At 63.0% G+C, this 14710-nt stretch carries 12 protein-coding genes; 5 read left to right on the forward strand and 7 right to left on the reverse strand.

The genetic code is table 11. The features are described from left to right. Positions 1 to 369: 369 nt before the first annotated feature. The 7 genes from OC550_RS18850 to OC550_RS18875 form a co-directional block, all read right to left on the reverse strand. Positions 370 to 1806, reverse strand: a complete 1437-nt coding sequence (locus OC550_RS18850) for an amino acid permease (protein ID WP_262107476.1) — start codon at positions 1804 to 1806, stop codon at positions 370 to 372. Between the two features lie 531 nt (positions 1807 to 2337). Continuing rightward, positions 2338 to 3078, reverse strand: a complete 741-nt coding sequence (locus tag OC550_RS18855) for a polysaccharide deacetylase family protein (protein ID WP_262107477.1) — start codon at positions 3076 to 3078, stop codon at positions 2338 to 2340. Positions 3079 to 3812: 734 nt separating this feature from the next. Continuing rightward, positions 3813 to 4397: an MBL fold metallo-hydrolase gene (locus tag OC550_RS18860; RefSeq protein WP_262107478.1), complete on the reverse strand. Its 585-nt coding sequence runs from the start codon at positions 4395 to 4397 to the stop codon at positions 3813 to 3815. Further along, complete coding sequence (locus tag OC550_RS22405; protein WP_368736948.1) at positions 4352 to 4972, reverse strand: MBL fold metallo-hydrolase; 621 nt, start codon at positions 4970 to 4972, stop codon at positions 4352 to 4354. The genes OC550_RS18860 and OC550_RS22405 overlap by 46 nt, the downstream gene beginning before the upstream one ends. Positions 4973 to 5124: 152 nt before the next feature. Beyond that, positions 5125 to 5550 carry a nuclear transport factor 2 family protein gene (locus tag OC550_RS18865; protein ID WP_262107479.1) on the reverse strand — a complete coding sequence of 142 codons (426 nt, stop codon included), beginning with the start codon at positions 5548 to 5550 and terminating at the stop codon, positions 5125 to 5127. Between the two features lie 343 nt (positions 5551 to 5893). After that, a complete protein-coding gene (locus OC550_RS18870) occupies positions 5894 to 7108 on the reverse strand; it encodes an MFS transporter (protein ID WP_262107480.1) in 1215 nt (404 codons plus the stop codon). Positions 7109 to 8083: 975 nt separating this feature from the next. After that, positions 8084 to 8689: a TetR/AcrR family transcriptional regulator gene (locus tag OC550_RS18875; RefSeq protein ID WP_262107481.1), complete on the reverse strand. Its 606-nt coding sequence runs from the start codon at positions 8687 to 8689 to the stop codon at positions 8084 to 8086. Positions 8690 to 8786: 97 nt separating this feature from the next. Here OC550_RS18875 and OC550_RS18880 point away from each other — a divergent pair, with 97 nt between their 5' ends. From OC550_RS18880 to OC550_RS18900, 5 genes are all read left to right on the forward strand, one after another. Continuing rightward, positions 8787 to 9728 carry a molybdenum cofactor biosynthesis F family protein gene (locus OC550_RS18880; protein WP_262107482.1) on the forward strand — a complete coding sequence of 314 codons (942 nt, stop codon included), beginning with the start codon at positions 8787 to 8789 and terminating at the stop codon, positions 9726 to 9728. A 99-nt stretch (positions 9729 to 9827) separates the two neighbouring features. Then, entirely contained in the window at positions 9828 to 11258 is a 1431-nt protein-coding gene (locus OC550_RS18885; protein WP_262107483.1) for an aldehyde dehydrogenase family protein, read from the forward strand. 103 nt (positions 11259 to 11361) lie between these two features. After that, positions 11362 to 12126 carry an SDR family NAD(P)-dependent oxidoreductase gene (locus OC550_RS18890; protein ID WP_262107484.1) on the forward strand — a complete coding sequence of 255 codons (765 nt, stop codon included), beginning with the start codon at positions 11362 to 11364 and terminating at the stop codon, positions 12124 to 12126. Between the two features lie 57 nt (positions 12127 to 12183). After that, positions 12184 to 13020: an SDR family NAD(P)-dependent oxidoreductase gene (locus OC550_RS18895; protein WP_262107485.1), complete on the forward strand. Its 837-nt coding sequence runs from the start codon at positions 12184 to 12186 to the stop codon at positions 13018 to 13020. A gap of 127 nt (positions 13021 to 13147) precedes the next feature. Continuing rightward, positions 13148 to 14608, forward strand: a complete 1461-nt coding sequence (locus OC550_RS18900; protein WP_262107486.1) for an APC family permease — start codon at positions 13148 to 13150, stop codon at positions 14606 to 14608. Positions 14609 to 14710: the final 102 nt, after the last annotated feature.

Here is a 14710-nt window from a genome sequence, read left to right on the forward strand (position 1 = left end):
TCGCGATCTCCTTGCCCTCCGGGGTGCGCTTGGCCGGAACAGCACGATTGTTTGATCCGTCGCGACGCCACCCGGCCGGCAGTTCCTCATGGCGTGAGTCCATGGTGAACCCGAGGACAGTGAAGCCGCCGTAATGGTCTGGCAGAACGCCCAGCGGCCCGCGGTTGCCGCCGAGGGGTAGGCGTGATGGAACTGCACACCGAACTTGAAGCCCACATCGACCGGTGGCGGCTGTGCGGATACTTGGACAGTTCTTCCCGGTGCAGCTTCCCGGTCAGCAAGCCCACGGCGACATCGCTGGCGGTGGTGGCGGCCAGGAGGTGGTTGGCGGCCGCCGAGCCTGATCAGGGCCGGCGGCCGCCGGCCCGCTCAGGCACCGTGGCCATGGGCTTCGGCTTCTTCCTCCAGGGCCTCCGCAAGGTCTTCGGCCTCGGTATGCTCGTGCGGACCGACCGGGCTGAGCTGGCGACGGTAGCGGATCAGGCCAATCGCCACGACCATGACAGCGAGCCCGATGGAGAGGAGCAGCGACTCGCGCGTGCTGTCGAGGAAGAGCATTCCCACGATCATGGCCGTGATGACGATGATCGAGATCCAAGTCAGATACGGAAACAGCCACATCCGGAGCGTGAGCTTGGTGCCGGCGGCGTCGGCGTGGCGGCGCAGAATGAGCTGCGAGCAGGCGATGACGAGCCACACGAACAGGGCGATCGCACCCGAAGTGTTCACCAGGAACAGGAAGACGGTGTCCGGCCAGAGATAGTTCAACCCGACTGTAATAAAGCCCACGACCGTCGACGCGAGGACTGCACTGACCGGCACGCCGCGCCTTGAGACATGGCTCCAGGAGCCCGGAGCGTCGCCCCGGGTCGAAAGGGAGAAGATCATGCGGCTCGCAGTGTAGAGGCCCGAGTTCAGGCAGGACAGTACCGAAGTAAGCACCACGACATCCATGATCGTCCCGGCGGCGGGGATGCCGAAGCTCTCGATCACCGCGACGTAGGGACTCTTGGCCACAGACGCGTCGTCCCACGGCAGCAGGGTCACTACGACCGCGATGGAGCCGATATAGAAGATCAGGATCCGCCACACCGTGGAATTAACGGCCTTGCGGACGGCGGTGACAGGGTCGGAGGACTCGCCGGCGGCGATGGTGGCGATCTCCGCACCGAAGAAGGAGAACACAACGACGAGGATGCCGGCCAGGACAGCGCTGGCGCCGTTGGGCATGAATCCGCCGTGGCCCACGAGATTCGTCAGGCCCGGGGCCGGGACGCCCGGCATGAGGCCCAGGATCGCGATGACCCCGGCAATGAGGAAGAGGACAATGGCAGTGACCTTGATGGAGGCAAACCAGAACTCGAACTCGCCGTAGGACTTCACGCTCCACACGTTCGTGAGGGTGAGCAGGACCATCAGTACCAGGGCCCAGATCCACTGGTCGACGCCCGGGACCCAGCGGTGCATGATCGCCGCACCGGCGGTGGCCTCGATGCCCAGCACAATGATCCAGAACCAGGCGTAGAGCCAGCCGATGCTGAAGCCGGCCCAGCGGCCAAGGGCCTTGTCCGCATAGGCGGAGAACGAACCTGTCTCCGGGTTGGCAGTGGCCATCTCGCCTAGCATGCGCATGACGAGGACGACGACGATGCCCGCGGCTATGTAGGCGAGCAGGATGCCGGGGCCGGCCTGCTGGATCGCCGCGCCGGAGCCAACGAACAGACCCGCCCCGATGACGCCGGCGATGGCGATCATCGATAGATGCCGGGGCTTGAGGGTCTTCTTGAGTTCGCGGTGGGAAGCCATGAGGCTCACTTCCTTGGATGAACAAAGTCGGATCCGATAGTGAGTGCACTGGCCTCTGCGAAATCGGCATTCGCCTCGGAGACCCTGCAAAGGATGGGCTAACTACTGGCCATCGGGCACGGCACCGCCCATTTATAGGCTCAACATTGAGCGGAGAACGGCATGGAGTCAAGCAATTTTGAGTCCGCGCCGGCATCTTGGATTCCGTTCCCACGGAGCCTGGATGCCGGCGTCGTTTTCTCCCTGCCGCGTTGCACAACGCGTCCGCGGCCCGTGTGGCATAAGGTACTGATGGACCGGACTGCGCAGCCCCGGGACGCCAACGCGAAGGGGTAGGTGCGGTAGCCGCAGAGCTCCGGGGCCGCCGATCTTCTCGCGGAACGCGGCGGCGGCGATCCGATAGGCATCCTCCCTAGACTTGCGTTTCGCCAGGTGCGCGGCGATGGTCTCCGGCTGGCGGGACTTGAAACAGCAGCTGGTGCGGTCCGTGACCGTGAGGCCGGCGAGCGGGAACTCGCGGCGCGCAACGGTTCAGCAGGGCAGGCTCGCGGGCAGCTGCATGGTGGTGGGGATGATCGGGCCCTTGTTGTCGGCGCCCCGGTAGGCCCGGCATAGTAGGCCGCGGCCGGCGAGCCGGGCTTTGATCTGCCCGATCGCGGTCGGGATGAAACCGTTCCAGGCCATGTGCATGAGGACGGTGTCTCCGGCCCCGGCGGCCGATGCCGCCGCTACCACCTGCGCTCGGGTCTTGCCGGTCCAGTCCATGGTGTCCGTGCCCCAGAGCCAGATCTTCATCCCCGCGCGGGCGTAGCCGCAGCGGACGTTGGCGTTCACCGCACCGTAGGGCGGGCGTCCGTAGTTGCTGCCCGCCCCCGGGGCCCGGGAGATTTCGCGGGCGACGGCGGCGCACTTGAGCTTGCGCAGGTCCGGGTGGGTGATGCTGTGGTTGATCACGTACTGTCCGCGGTCGCGGGCGTACTGGGCGATGTTGATGCCGGCGCCGTCCAGGTACCCGCGGATGCAGTTGCCGGTCGGGGCGATGACCAGGCCGATGTTCTTCTTTTTCGCGTAGTTGACCACGCTCGTGAAGGCACCCAGGGTGAGTGGGCAGTCGTCGTAGGTGAGTATGACGCGTTTGCTGTAGTTCGGGCCACGGTAGACGTTGTAGGCCACGGCTGCCGCGGCCGGCGCGGCAGGGACCAGCAGGCCCAGGACCAGGGCGGCCGCGGACAGAATGGACAGGATAAACCGGATCGTGGTGCGAGTGCGCATGATGTCCCCTGTTTCCCCAGCCTGCGTCCCCGGGGCGCAGGCTCCTCACAGGGTACGTCCGGGCCCGGCCTGACCCGTGGCAGCTCCGCGGCGTGTCCCGACACGTCCACCGGACGCTGGCAGGCCTGCACAATCCTCAGATGTCAGATCCAGATGTTGTCGCATAAGCCGGTCCTTCACCGTGACGCTAGAACTTGAGAATTTATGCATTGGCCTGAATGGTGAGCGGGCGGCTTTGCGCCAGCGCTGCTGGCCTTCGAACCGTTCCCACGGGTATGGTGCAGCGGGACGCTCGCCCTGAACATAGTCACGGTTATCGGCGAAGTGAAGACGGCCAGTTCTCACAATGCTTTCCCCGCGTTTCGACAAACTGCTCGGCGGCCATGGCGTCTTCTTCGGCTCGGTAGTAAAAACTGGGTCATCTTCCGTATCGAGGGGCCACCGAGCCGGCAATAAATCCTTGGCCGAACTTCGGTTACTGGCTGTCCAATCGAGTTCGCTCGAGACGCCATTGACTTACGAGGCAGGACTGGACTTACTATCGGGTCCTGCCTCGAGGTTTTATCAGCTCCAAGGCAGTTGGTTCTTGCCCAGACCATCCATGCATCTCGATCGGTTGTCTGCTCGCTGGCAAGTTGGCGGACGAACGACGACGGCGATATTCGGTCCTGCTGTTGGTGGAGGCTCAAGCGGCAACGCCTGTAGCGCTACTAACGGGTCGTTACTAGCGCTACTTAGCCGATGAAGATTTGCATGAGGTCCTCGCCGACGATCAGTTGACCGGAGTATCCTTTCCGGGCCGTTTTTTTCCATTTCGCTTTGGGCCAGGTTTGCGGCACGAAATGGTTGAGTACGAGTGTTTTGGCGCCTGCTCGTTCGGCTATCGATCCGACGATCCCGGCTTCTGTGTGGGCTTTTAGCAGGTGTTGGACGAGTGCTTCCTGGGCGGGGGTGCGGGGATGGGGGTAGTATTCGTCCACCCATTCGCCAGAGATCACCTCATGTACCAAGACATCGGTGTCTTGGGCGAGCGTCACCAGATTTTCGCATGGTCCTGTGTCTCCGGAGAACACGATGGAGCCGTCGTCCGTTTCGAATCTGTAGGAGAGGGCGGGGAATACGGGGGCGTGCTGGACCAAGGTTGTGGTCACTTTCACGCGGTCATCTTCGTAGACATCTACAGGGTCCATGTCCGGGGACGGGTTGTTGTTCGGGTCAGCTGTAGCCCAGGCTGGAAGTTCGACGTCCCTGGCTTCCACTACCTGTGCCGGTATCAGGAAGCGGTTATCGCGGGCACGGTCATTGAAGTCAGTCGCCATGGCCTGAACGAGGAGGTTCCACATCTCCCGCGTGCCGGGTGTGGGATTTTGGGGGGGGCGACAACGGGAGGCGCAGCACCTTCGCCGAAGAGTGGCGGGAGTACGCCGCGGTTACCGGGTCCGATGAGTTTGACCGGTAGGTCGGCTTTTTGTAGTCCGTTGAAGAGGCCTGCGTTAAGCAAGGCAGACAGGTCGGTGATGTGATCGGAATGCAGGTGGGTCAGGAAGACTGCTCTCAGCTGGTCCAAGGGCCCGTTCAAGGGGTGTTGCCATGTTCCCAGACGTGCATTCCGAGCCTGTCGAAGGACTCCGTCCCCTGCGTCGATTATGTAGTAGCGGTCCCCGACTACAACGGCCGAAGATATTCCTTCGCTCTTGGCGCCTGGCATGTAGGTGGGGCCACCAGCCGTTCCCAGCAACACGACGCGGGTACGGCTGGTCGTATTTCCGTGTTGAACCGGTTTCCGATCGGAGGCCGCCGCCGGTCGCGTAGATGCCAACAGGCCTGCTGTTGCCAGGCCGCCGCCGATGATGCTTCGTCGGGTGAGGCCATTGCTCGTGGGGTTCAAGTTCATCCTTTCAATGCATGCGAGGGACTATGGCCCGATCAAGACAGCGGAGTGAGCTGCTGCGGAGCTGAAACGTGAGTGCCACAAGGGTCGGTTACTGCTGGTTTCAGTTCTTCGGATACGCCATGGCGGCATAGTGTGTAGGGCCCCCTTTGGTATCAGAGGCCGAGTTGAGCGGCTGCGCCGGCCAGGTCCCAGTAGCGGTGCGTTTCCGTGATCCTGTTGCTCCGGATTGTATGGATGTCGCAGAAGGCCAGAGACGTGGACCGAAAGGTCGGCGCAATCTTCCCCTCGGGCGTGATCAGAGGCCCCTCGTGGACTCCGACGCCGTTGAACTCCGCGACCATGACGTCGTTTCCGCCACGGATGCTCAGTTCCTGGCAGACACCCTGAGGGAAGGGGATGCTCCAAGCCTCGTAGTTGGCGCGTTGACCTGGAAGTCCTTTATGTGTTTCGCCGGTGGGGACGTTGTACCAATATGCGTCCTCGGCGAAGTGTGAGAGCCATCCGTCGAGATCCTTTGCGTTGTAGGACTGGTAGAGGCTGTTGATAAGTTCGACGTTAGAATCACTGACGACCTTCATGGTCAACCTTTCATTGAACGGTGGATGCGGGCAGCTGAATTGGACTGCAACGCGGGCTTATTCAGAAAACTGCGGGCTTCGTCACACTTGGGAAGTTTTTGGGTCCGCCCAGTCAGTGGGCGTCTCTACAGTTGCGTGCAGGTTATGAGTCCTTCGCGCTACACATGAGGCAGGCGGTGATCAGCCAGCTGCCGTAGCAAGGACGGCCAGAAGGGTATTTCCTTGGCTTAGATCGTGTCTGCGCTTCCTCTTGGACGCGAGCTCCGCCCCTCTAGCCCCGCGATCTGGCACCACCCCGGGCCTGCGGGCTAGATGCCGACTACGTGTCCGTGAGGGTTTTGTCCTAAGCCCCGGCCTTCACTGGTTCTGCCGGGATCGGGGTGTCCGCAAGCCTCTTGGAGGGTTGTGCGAAAAGGATGAGTACAAGGGAGGCTAGGAGCGCGAGGACGCTCATCAGCGTCAGCGCAGTGTAGCCTCCGGTGCCCTCGACCAGGCGACCGGCGATGAAGGGGCCGATGGCGAACCCGCCGCCGATGAACAGATTGGAAAGATTGCTCGCTCTGCCGACGCGGTCCAAGTCCGCGAGGGTCGACAACAGGAATGGCAGCGTCCATGGCCAGGCGAACTTGAAGATGATGGCTGCCGTAGCGAGTTGCAGTGCGGAGGGAAAGCCGAATAGAAGTGCAACGGCAAGGAGCATCCCCGCATGCCCGCCCACCAGCAGAATTCTGCGGTTCACTTTTCCGCCAATCAGCGTTGCAGCGACTGAGCCTACAACTCCGACCATTGTGGCGACGGAAAGGATAATTCCTAAAGTCTGGGGATCAATTTTAGCGCTTCCTGCGATGCCGCCCAGGAACGTCCAGATCGAGCTGAGGCCGATGGAGAACACGAGACAGGCGATCAGACCCAGGACTGTTTTGCGCAGATTGGGCTTGATGGTTCCGCCATGGATTGCCTTCGCCGGCGGCATGGAATGCGAAGGGAGGAACCGCAGTAAGGGAAGCACCAGGATCATGAGAACAGCCAGTGTCCAATAGACAACCGAGATTCCGAAGCCATCGAAGAACCGAGGGAATATTGCCAAGCCGATGGCGCCGAAAGCGATCTGGCCAGCCGTCCAGAGACCGTAAACCCGCTCTCGGTTGGCGGTGCGTGCAGCCAGAGACATGGCCAGCACCATGAGGGAACCGCCGGCCAGAGAAGTCGCTCCGCGCACCGTCACCAGGAGTTCGTAGGTGTTCGCGTAGCTGGAAACGATGTTTCCTGTGACGAATATCAGCGCGAAAACCAGGGACGCCATCCGCAGGTTAAGCCTTTTGATCCAGAACAGGGCGGGTAGTGAAGCTATGCTCATAGCTCCCAGTTCGACGGCGAAGAGGTCGCCGGTTTGTGTGGGGCTCAGTCCCATCTGTGCCTGCAACTGTCCCGCTACCGCGGGAGCCATGAGCAATAGGGTCGAGACCACCGAGGAGAACAAAACGATGAAAGCGATTCGGCCTCTTGAATCCGGGTTATCGCTTGTCGACTGAGACGTAGACAGATCGGTTTTGGGCATGGAAATTCCTTCTTTCGAGGTCGCGCCTCGCGGGTGCTAACAGACGAAATTGACTATGGGCTGCACCTGCTGCCCTGGGGAACGCAATGTTGCCGCCCCCTGTGGAGAGTGTGTTTGACCGTTATCGCCCGGCCGGAGCCTAGGGTACTTAGCTGCCCGCCCTACATCGACTGTCGGCATTGGCAGTGAGACCGGACGGAATGTCCCCACACCCCTGGCTCCTTGCAGAATCCTGAACGGTGATCCGGGCCACAACCAAGACTATACATTTGTTTAGTTTGGGGTGTCAACGGTTTTCTTGGCCCATCGCTGAGGCTCTTGCATGCGGCCTACAGCAGCGTTTGCAGGCTGTTTAGAGGTTCGCCCCAATCATCACGAGGGCAGCTGTTCCGGTGGTCGTTACCGCGATCGCCGGCATCGGCGACGGTTTCGAAGAGGTGCGGCGTCGCAGAACAATATCTGGATGGCCGGGGAAGGTTCGCCCTGACGTTCAATCAAAACGAACCACCTATTTTTGCCCCTCGTGGACGTACACCGCCGGCCGCAGTTCGTGAACGGCCGCGCCTGCCTATCGACCAAACTCATCTCAAAGGCAGCCAAAGCTGCGTCGGCAAGGTCCAAATTTCGTTGCTGCAGAAGCTGGCAGCTATCACCCCGCCTACGACAGCCACCCCCAAACGAACGCCGCTGCGATATGCATTTACACCGCGACTATTGACGGGACAGAGGCGAATCCCGCTGAACAACGTACGGTGCGTTAGGAGTTCCGCGGTAACTTCAGATCGATTGCCTGGCCGTTCCGGGCTCCAGGCGCCGGACGGGTTTTTTTGCTTCCCGGCAGCGCCGACAGAGGCCGCGCCCCGATTGCAGGAACACTACGCTCTCGGTCGAGCAGCCGGGGCTATCGAGGCTTGCGGCCCTGCCGCACTCTCACATCGCTCATCTGGTGCAAGGAGGACAAATGTCGATCTTCTTTCACCCGGTTCTTGGCACGGAAGAGACTTCTCGAAATTCAAGATCAGCGGCAGAAGCCACCAACTTTCCCACCCGCACGACTGCAGCCCTGATGCGCGCAGGATCGCCGATGGTAAGGAATTGGAGCATGAGTCCGTCGAGAGCAGCAAAGACTGCGTTACACAGGTCATCGTCCGCCGCCACGCCTCGGCGGCGAAGCCCGTCGTGGACCGACGCGACATAGTTTTCGTAAAGCCGGCGCGATGATTCGCGCAGCTCGGGATGACGTCGAGCCTCCAAGAGCATTTCAAACTGGAACAAGTGCACTTCAGGTTCTGCGGAGACCGAGGCAATCAAGGCATCGGCGTAACGCTCGTCAAGGTCGGCAAACAGCACAAGCTCGGTGTTTGCAATGGCCCGTTCGACGGCCAGTTCCATCGTGGCATTCAGCAGCGATTCCATCGAACCGAAGTGGTGCGAGATCAGATTGTGGTTGACACCAGCCTCTCGTGCAACCGCTCGATAAGTCACCCCCCGCAGGCCCTTAGCGGCCACAATCTGCATCACTGCGGACATCAGCGCCTCACGTCCCTCTCCATAGGACGGGCGCTGGACTTCATTGCTCATATCAAGAGTTTACGGGTCATCCGCGCCCACCATCCGACGCCAAAAAACGTGATCGCCATGACTTGACGAAGAAACTAGACAAGCGTACAGTTTTGGAGTGATCCACCGCACAGTCGGGCATCTGCTGGAGGTTCGTTCGTGCGTAGATCGCTGGCGTGCCAGCCAGGGCGGCATAGCGGCCCGACTTCCCACCAACGACAACAACGAACGGATGAACACCATGTCGAGCAGCACCAGCGCGACCGCAAGCACCGAAGCTCAGGGCTATGTTCCCCAGGACGAGTGGCCTGCGGTCACGGCCATGCTTGAAGGCTTCGGCGACCCGGCCCTTCCCGCGAGCGATAAGTTGGAGGGGACTTCACTCGAGATCGCCTTCGACAACGGGTGGACGATCAACCATTCCTTTGACGGCGGCCAGGTGACCTGGAGCATCACCGCAGGCGCGGACACGGGCGCCACCGGCACGCACCCGTACCGGGCCGTGGAAGTACGCGACGAGATTTTCTACGTCGACTTCCTCAAGGGTGAAGGCACCAATACCCGCGACGTCACCATGATCATCAACCGTGCCGACGGACGCGTCACGGTCGCGGATTCATCCTTTGTAAACCGCAACGGCAACGTCCGCATGCACACGGATTTCCTCTCCGGCCGGGTCGTTGGCACAGGTGAAATCGAGCCCCGCTCTGAAAGCAGCGAGCTCGTGGGCAAACGCATCTTCTACCGCTACAGCCCCACCGAACGCTACGAGCACATCTACCTCAACTCCGGCACCTTTGTCTGGCACTGCATCCAAGGCGCGGAACAGGGCCTCGGCGACGTCGACCCCATCCGGGTCTTCGAACTCGCAGACGGCGTCGTCCTCCTGTACTGGAGCGAAACCGTCATGCCGGTCGAATCATTCGTGGTCATCGACCTGACAAATGAGCGGTCCATCGGGCGCATGTTCTGCTGGGACGGACCCACCCTGGCCCCGATGCATCTGCCCTTCGACAGCAAGTTCACGGTCCTGAACGAAACGCACTACCCCGCCGAATAACCGTCCCGGCCGGCCATGGCGCTGGGCCAGCCTGTTTGCACCCCCCACACCCGATCGCCCGGCAGCTTGAGCTGCGGGTTACTCCACCGAGGAGATGACATGACCACTGAATCTGACACTCAACCCATCACCTACGAGGAACTGCTCGCGGCGGTCCAGCCCTCGGCCGGCGGCCGGGAGATTCTGGATCCGGCGACCGGGGAGCTGGTTGGGCGGGCCCCGCAGCACATCCTTGAGGACCTCGAGTCGACGGTTGCCGCGGCCCGCGCGGCGCAGCCGGGATGGGCCGCCCTCGGACATGAGCAGCGCAGTGCTTACATGAATCGTGCCGCGGACGCCTTCGAGGCGAACGCCGAGGCATTGGCCGTATTGCTCTCCCGCGAGCAGGGCAAGCCGCTGAACGGACCCAATGCCCGTTTCGAGGTCAGTGCCTGCGCAGCCTGGCTGCGCGCCACCGCCGGGTTCGAGCTCGAGCCCGAGGTACTGGTGGATGACGAAGGCGGCCGTGCCGAACTCCACTACCGCCCCCTGGGTGTGGTCGGTGCAATCGGGCCGTGGAACTGGCCCATGATGATCGGCGTCTGGCAGCTCGCCCCGGCGCTGCGCATGGGCAACACCGTGGTCATGAAGCCCTCCAGCTCCACCCCGCTGTCGGTCCTTGCACTGGTTCACGTGCTCAACACCGCGCTGCCCGAAGGCGTACTGCACGCCGTCTCGGGCGACCGCACCGTGGGCAACCGGCTGGTCGAACACCCCGACGTCGCCAAGATCATGTTCACCGGGTCCACCGATGCCGGCAAGGCCATCATCCGCAACTCCGCGGACACCGTGAAGCGCCTGACCATGGAACTCGGCGGCAACGACGCCGGCATCGTACTCCCGGACGCCGACCCGCAAGCGATCGCCCAGGACCTGTTCTGGGGTGCCTTCATCAACACCGGCCAGACCTGCGCCGCGCTCAAGCGCCTCTACGTGCACGAGGACATCTACGAAGACGTCGTCACCGCCCTGACCGAAACCGCGAAGGCCATGCCCATGGGTATCGGCCTGGACGAGAACAACGTCCTCGGCCCGCTGCAGAACAAGGCACAGTACGACGTCGTTGCGAACCTGGTCCAGGCGGCCAAAGACTCCGGCGCCCGCATCGTCCTCGGCGGCAACCCCGAGCAGGACCAGCCCGGCTACTTCTACCCGACCACCCTCGTCGCCGACATCGACAACAACAACCCGCTGGTCGCCGAGGAGCAGTTCGGTCCCGCCCTGCCCATCGTCAGGTACTCCAGTGTGGACGAAGCCATCGGAATGGCCAACGGGCTCGAGGTCGGCCTCGGCGCCTCCGTCTGGTCCTCAGACAAGGACAAAGCCCGCGAAGTAGCCGCCCGCATCGTCGCCGGCACCGTGTGGATCAACAAGCACGGCGCTGTGGACCCGCGCGTACCGTTCGGCGGCGCCAAGCAGTCCGGCTACGGCCTCGAGTTCGGCGTCGAAGGCCTCAAACACCTCGGACAACCCCAGGTGATCACCTACTGACCAGGCAGCGGGCTCGGCCCGGGGGCCGCCCGCATCTCGAATGCCGGGTGGATGTCCGACGAACCCGGACATCCACCCGCCGCTGCGGTAAATGGAGAGACCGATGGATATGCAATTGCGTGACCGCGTCGTCCTGGTGACAGGGGGCGCGTCCGGCATTGGCCGTGGCTGTGTCGAAGTTCTGGCCGAAGAAGGTGCCAGCATCCTGATCGTTGATCGGAACCCCGAAGGCGGAGCCCTGGCAAGACAGCTCCGGGGAGCAGGCCATCGGGTCGTATTTGTGCGGGCCGACCTCTCGGATGAACTCGAGGTGCAGTCGGCCGTCCAAACCGCGGATGACCAGTTTGGCCGGCTGGATTCGGTCATCGCGTGTGCCGGAATTTCCGGACCGGTAGGACGGGCCGCGGCAGAGGTTTCAGTGGCCGATTGGGACCGTGTGATGGCAGTGAACGTGCGGGGCAACTTTCTGGTTGCCAAACACAGCGTAGCCCTCCTGAGCAAAAGCAAGACGTCATCGGTGGTCTTTCTGGGATCGGATTCGGCGCTGGTCGCGTTCGAGGGAATGAGCCCGTACTGCACCTCGAAGGGCGCGGTTCTTATGCTCACCAAATCACTGACCGTCGACTACCCGCAGGTCCGCTTCAACTGCCTGTGCCCGGGCATTGTGGACACTCCAATGTCCAGGGCAGATCTAGGCCGGGACGAAGGTTTTGCCGGGGCCGGCCTTCCCGTGATGGAACCGCGCCAGGTTGCACGCCATGCCGTGTTTCTTGCCTCTCCGATCAGTGCCCCCATCAACGGGACCGCACTCGTTGCGGATTTCGGCTTCATGGCCCGTTCCGCGCTCCCGGCACTGAACTTCAGCTGACAACACTCCCCTACCGCTGGCCGCATCGCAGATCCGCCCGCACCTCAAGGAGGCAGAATGACCAAGAACCCCGTAGCCATCGTTACCGGTGGAGGAACAGGTATCGGCGCCGCGACGGCCGCCGTCCTCCGGGCGCAGGAATGGGAAGTAGTTGTTTGTGGACGGCGGCCGGAAACCCTTGAACACGTTGCCCGCACCACCGGCGCTACCCCCTTGGTCGTTGACGCGGCCTCCGAGAAAGACGTGGACCGGTTGGTCGAAACGACTATGGCGGGCTTCGGATCAATTAACGGCCTGGTGCTGAACGCGGGCATTGTCAGGCCCGGAACAGTTTCCGAACTGGCTACCGACGACTGGAACGCCATGGTCAGCACCAACCTGACCGGCCCCTTCCTCCTGGCCAAGGCAGCCCTGCCGAACCTGATAAGTGCTGGCGGATCGATTGTAGGTGTCGCTTCAGCCGCCGCGCTCAGAGCCAGCGCCGGCATCCCCGGATACAACGCGACCAAGGCCGGGCTCACGATGCTGATGCAGTCGATTGCCGTGGACTACGGACACCGCGGAATCCGTGCCAACGCCGTCTGCCCGGGATGGACCCGGACCGAAATGGCCGACATGGAGATGGATGAATACGGTGAAGAGCTGGGGCTGGAGCGGGAGGAGGCCTACTCAGTGGCCACCTCGTTCGTGCCAAGCCGACGGCCGGCAAAAGCGTCGGAAGTCGGCAGCCTCATTGCATGGCTGCTCTCGGGGCAGGCCTCGTATGTCAATGGGGCCGTCATCCCGGTCGATGGCGGGATGACGGCCGTCGATCCCGGTTCGCTCGCGTTGGATCCCCGGGTCACGATTTCCGGCTCCCGGCCTGCCCCTGTTCCCGTCAATCAGAGCCCGTGAACAGGGGCTAACCATTAGCCTTCCCTGTCTCTCCAGGGCCTGACGCATAGTCCCTACTCGCGGGGTCCGTTCCCGCACAGCGTACCTGCTGACACATACACAAACCTTTTTGTTGAAAGGGCCTCTCATGGCTGGTTCCATCGATCACGCGGACGCCGCTCCCGCTTTGCATCGCACGCTGCGTTGGCAGGATGCCTTTGCTCTCGCCATGGCCGTCTCGGGCGGTCTTTTCGTTTCCTTCGGTCCGACGATGGCCGCGATCGGCGCCCTGTCGGCCATGTTCGTCTGGGCGCTGGCAGCGGCCATCGGCTGGGCGCAGAACCACCTGTTCGCGGAGATGGCCTCGATGTTCCCCGATAAGCCGGGAGGGGTTCCGGTCTACGCGCACGAGGCGTGGAAGGGTCGGTTCGCGCCGGCCGGCGCCCTGGCCACGTTCGGTTACTGGTTCGGCTGGTCCGCGGTCATCTCGATCGTCAGCCTTACCGCCGGGGCGATCATCCAGGCACGCTGGCTTCCCGAGGCGACGTGGGCGCTGGATCTGGGCTTTTTGCAGGTGGGCGTGGCGCAGCTGATCGGCATCGGGTTCATCCTCGCCCTCATGGTGCCGAATCTGTTTGGTGCGCAGCCTGCGGCCTGGGTCAACAAGATCTTCGGGGCCCTGCTGCTGATCCCGCTGCTGACCTTCGTGGTGGCCCCGCTGGTCAGCGGGCAGTGGGAGGCATCCAACCTCACCTGGGGCCTCGGGCAGCCGGGCGCCGATCACTGGGGCGGCTGGCAGGACGCCGCCGTCTGGCTCTACCTCGTCGGCTGGACCGCCTACGGCACCGAAATGTGTGCCGCGTTCACCCCCGAGTACCGCAGCAACAAGGACGCCCGCCGGGCCCTGTCCACCTCCGGTGGCTACACCTTCATGATGTTCGCCCTCGTCCCGATCGGCATCGGCGGGCTCATCTCCCAGGCCGACGCCGCCGCCGACCCGACCGCCGTCTTCGTCAACGGCTTCGCCTCGGTGCTGCCGGCGGGCTTCGCCGGAGACGCCGCGCTCGTCATCACCATCGGCGCGCTGCTGATGGGCGTCAACGCCAGCATGGCCGACGGCTCCCGCGCCCTTTACGGCGCCGCCATTGACGGCCTGGTCCCGCGCCAGCTGGAAACCCTCAACCGCCACCAGGTTCCGGCCCGGGCGATCATCGCCGCCGTGATCATGAACATCCTTCTCGTGCTCTTCGTCTCCAACCCGATCGGCATCCTCGTCGCGGCCAATATCGGCTATCTCCTCGCCATCCTGCTCGCCGTCTCCGGCTTCCTGCTCCTGCGCAGAGACCGGCCGAACGCGCCGCGTACGTTCAAGCTCGGTGCCTGGGCCGTCCCCCTCGCCGTGGTGCTCACCGTCTACGGAGCCGCCGTCCTCGTCGTCGGCGCCTTCTCCTCCGAACTCTCCGGCTACGGCGGCCCGGTCGAACTGGGAATCGGCGTCGGCATCCTCCTGCTCTCCCTGATCCTCTTCGTCATTCGCCGTAGATTCCAGGACCGCCTGCCCCTACTCCGCGAACCCTGGACTCCGGCACCCTCTGCCGACGAAACGTAGGACGAAGGGACCGACCCCGGCATTTCACCCCGGGAACTTCCCCGGAGGGGGCCGCATCGAAAGCGGTCCCCTCCCTTCAGCTTGTCGCACCCCTTCCCCTGG

Origin of the sequence: Arthrobacter sp. Marseille-P9274, from assembly GCF_946892675.1 — a bacterium.
In the GTDB taxonomy this organism is placed as follows: domain Bacteria; phylum Actinomycetota; class Actinomycetes; order Actinomycetales; family Micrococcaceae; genus Crystallibacter.

What these genes read in the sequence shown, in the direction of transcription:
- OC550_RS18850 (WP_262107476.1), bottom strand. Translation starts at nt 1,806, where the DNA reads ATGGCTTCCCACCGCGAACTCAAGAAGACCCTCAAGCCCCGGCATCTA.
- OC550_RS18855 (WP_262107477.1), bottom strand. Translation starts at nt 3,078, where the DNA reads ATGCGCACTCGCACCACGATCCGGTTTATCCTGTCCATTCTGTCCGCG.
- OC550_RS18860 (WP_262107478.1), bottom strand. Translation starts at nt 4,397, where the DNA reads ATGGCGACTGACTTCAATGACCGTGCCCGCGATAACCGCTTCCTGATA.
- OC550_RS22405 (WP_368736948.1), bottom strand. Translation starts at nt 4,972, where the DNA reads ATGAACTTGAACCCCACGAGCAATGGCCTCACCCGACGAAGCATCATC.
- OC550_RS18865 (WP_262107479.1), bottom strand. Translation starts at nt 5,550, where the DNA reads ATGAAGGTCGTCAGTGATTCTAACGTCGAACTTATCAACAGCCTCTAC.
- OC550_RS18870 (WP_262107480.1), bottom strand. Translation starts at nt 7,108, where the DNA reads ATGCCCAAAACCGATCTGTCTACGTCTCAGTCGACAAGCGATAACCCG.
- OC550_RS18875 (WP_262107481.1), bottom strand. Translation starts at nt 8,689, where the DNA reads ATGAGCAATGAAGTCCAGCGCCCGTCCTATGGAGAGGGACGTGAGGCG.
- OC550_RS18885 (WP_262107483.1), top strand. Translation starts at nt 9,828, where the DNA reads ATGACCACTGAATCTGACACTCAACCCATCACCTACGAGGAACTGCTC.
- OC550_RS18890 (WP_262107484.1), top strand. Translation starts at nt 11,362, where the DNA reads ATGGATATGCAATTGCGTGACCGCGTCGTCCTGGTGACAGGGGGCGCG.
- OC550_RS18895 (WP_262107485.1), top strand. Translation starts at nt 12,184, where the DNA reads ATGACCAAGAACCCCGTAGCCATCGTTACCGGTGGAGGAACAGGTATC.
- OC550_RS18900 (WP_262107486.1), top strand. Translation starts at nt 13,148, where the DNA reads ATGGCTGGTTCCATCGATCACGCGGACGCCGCTCCCGCTTTGCATCGC.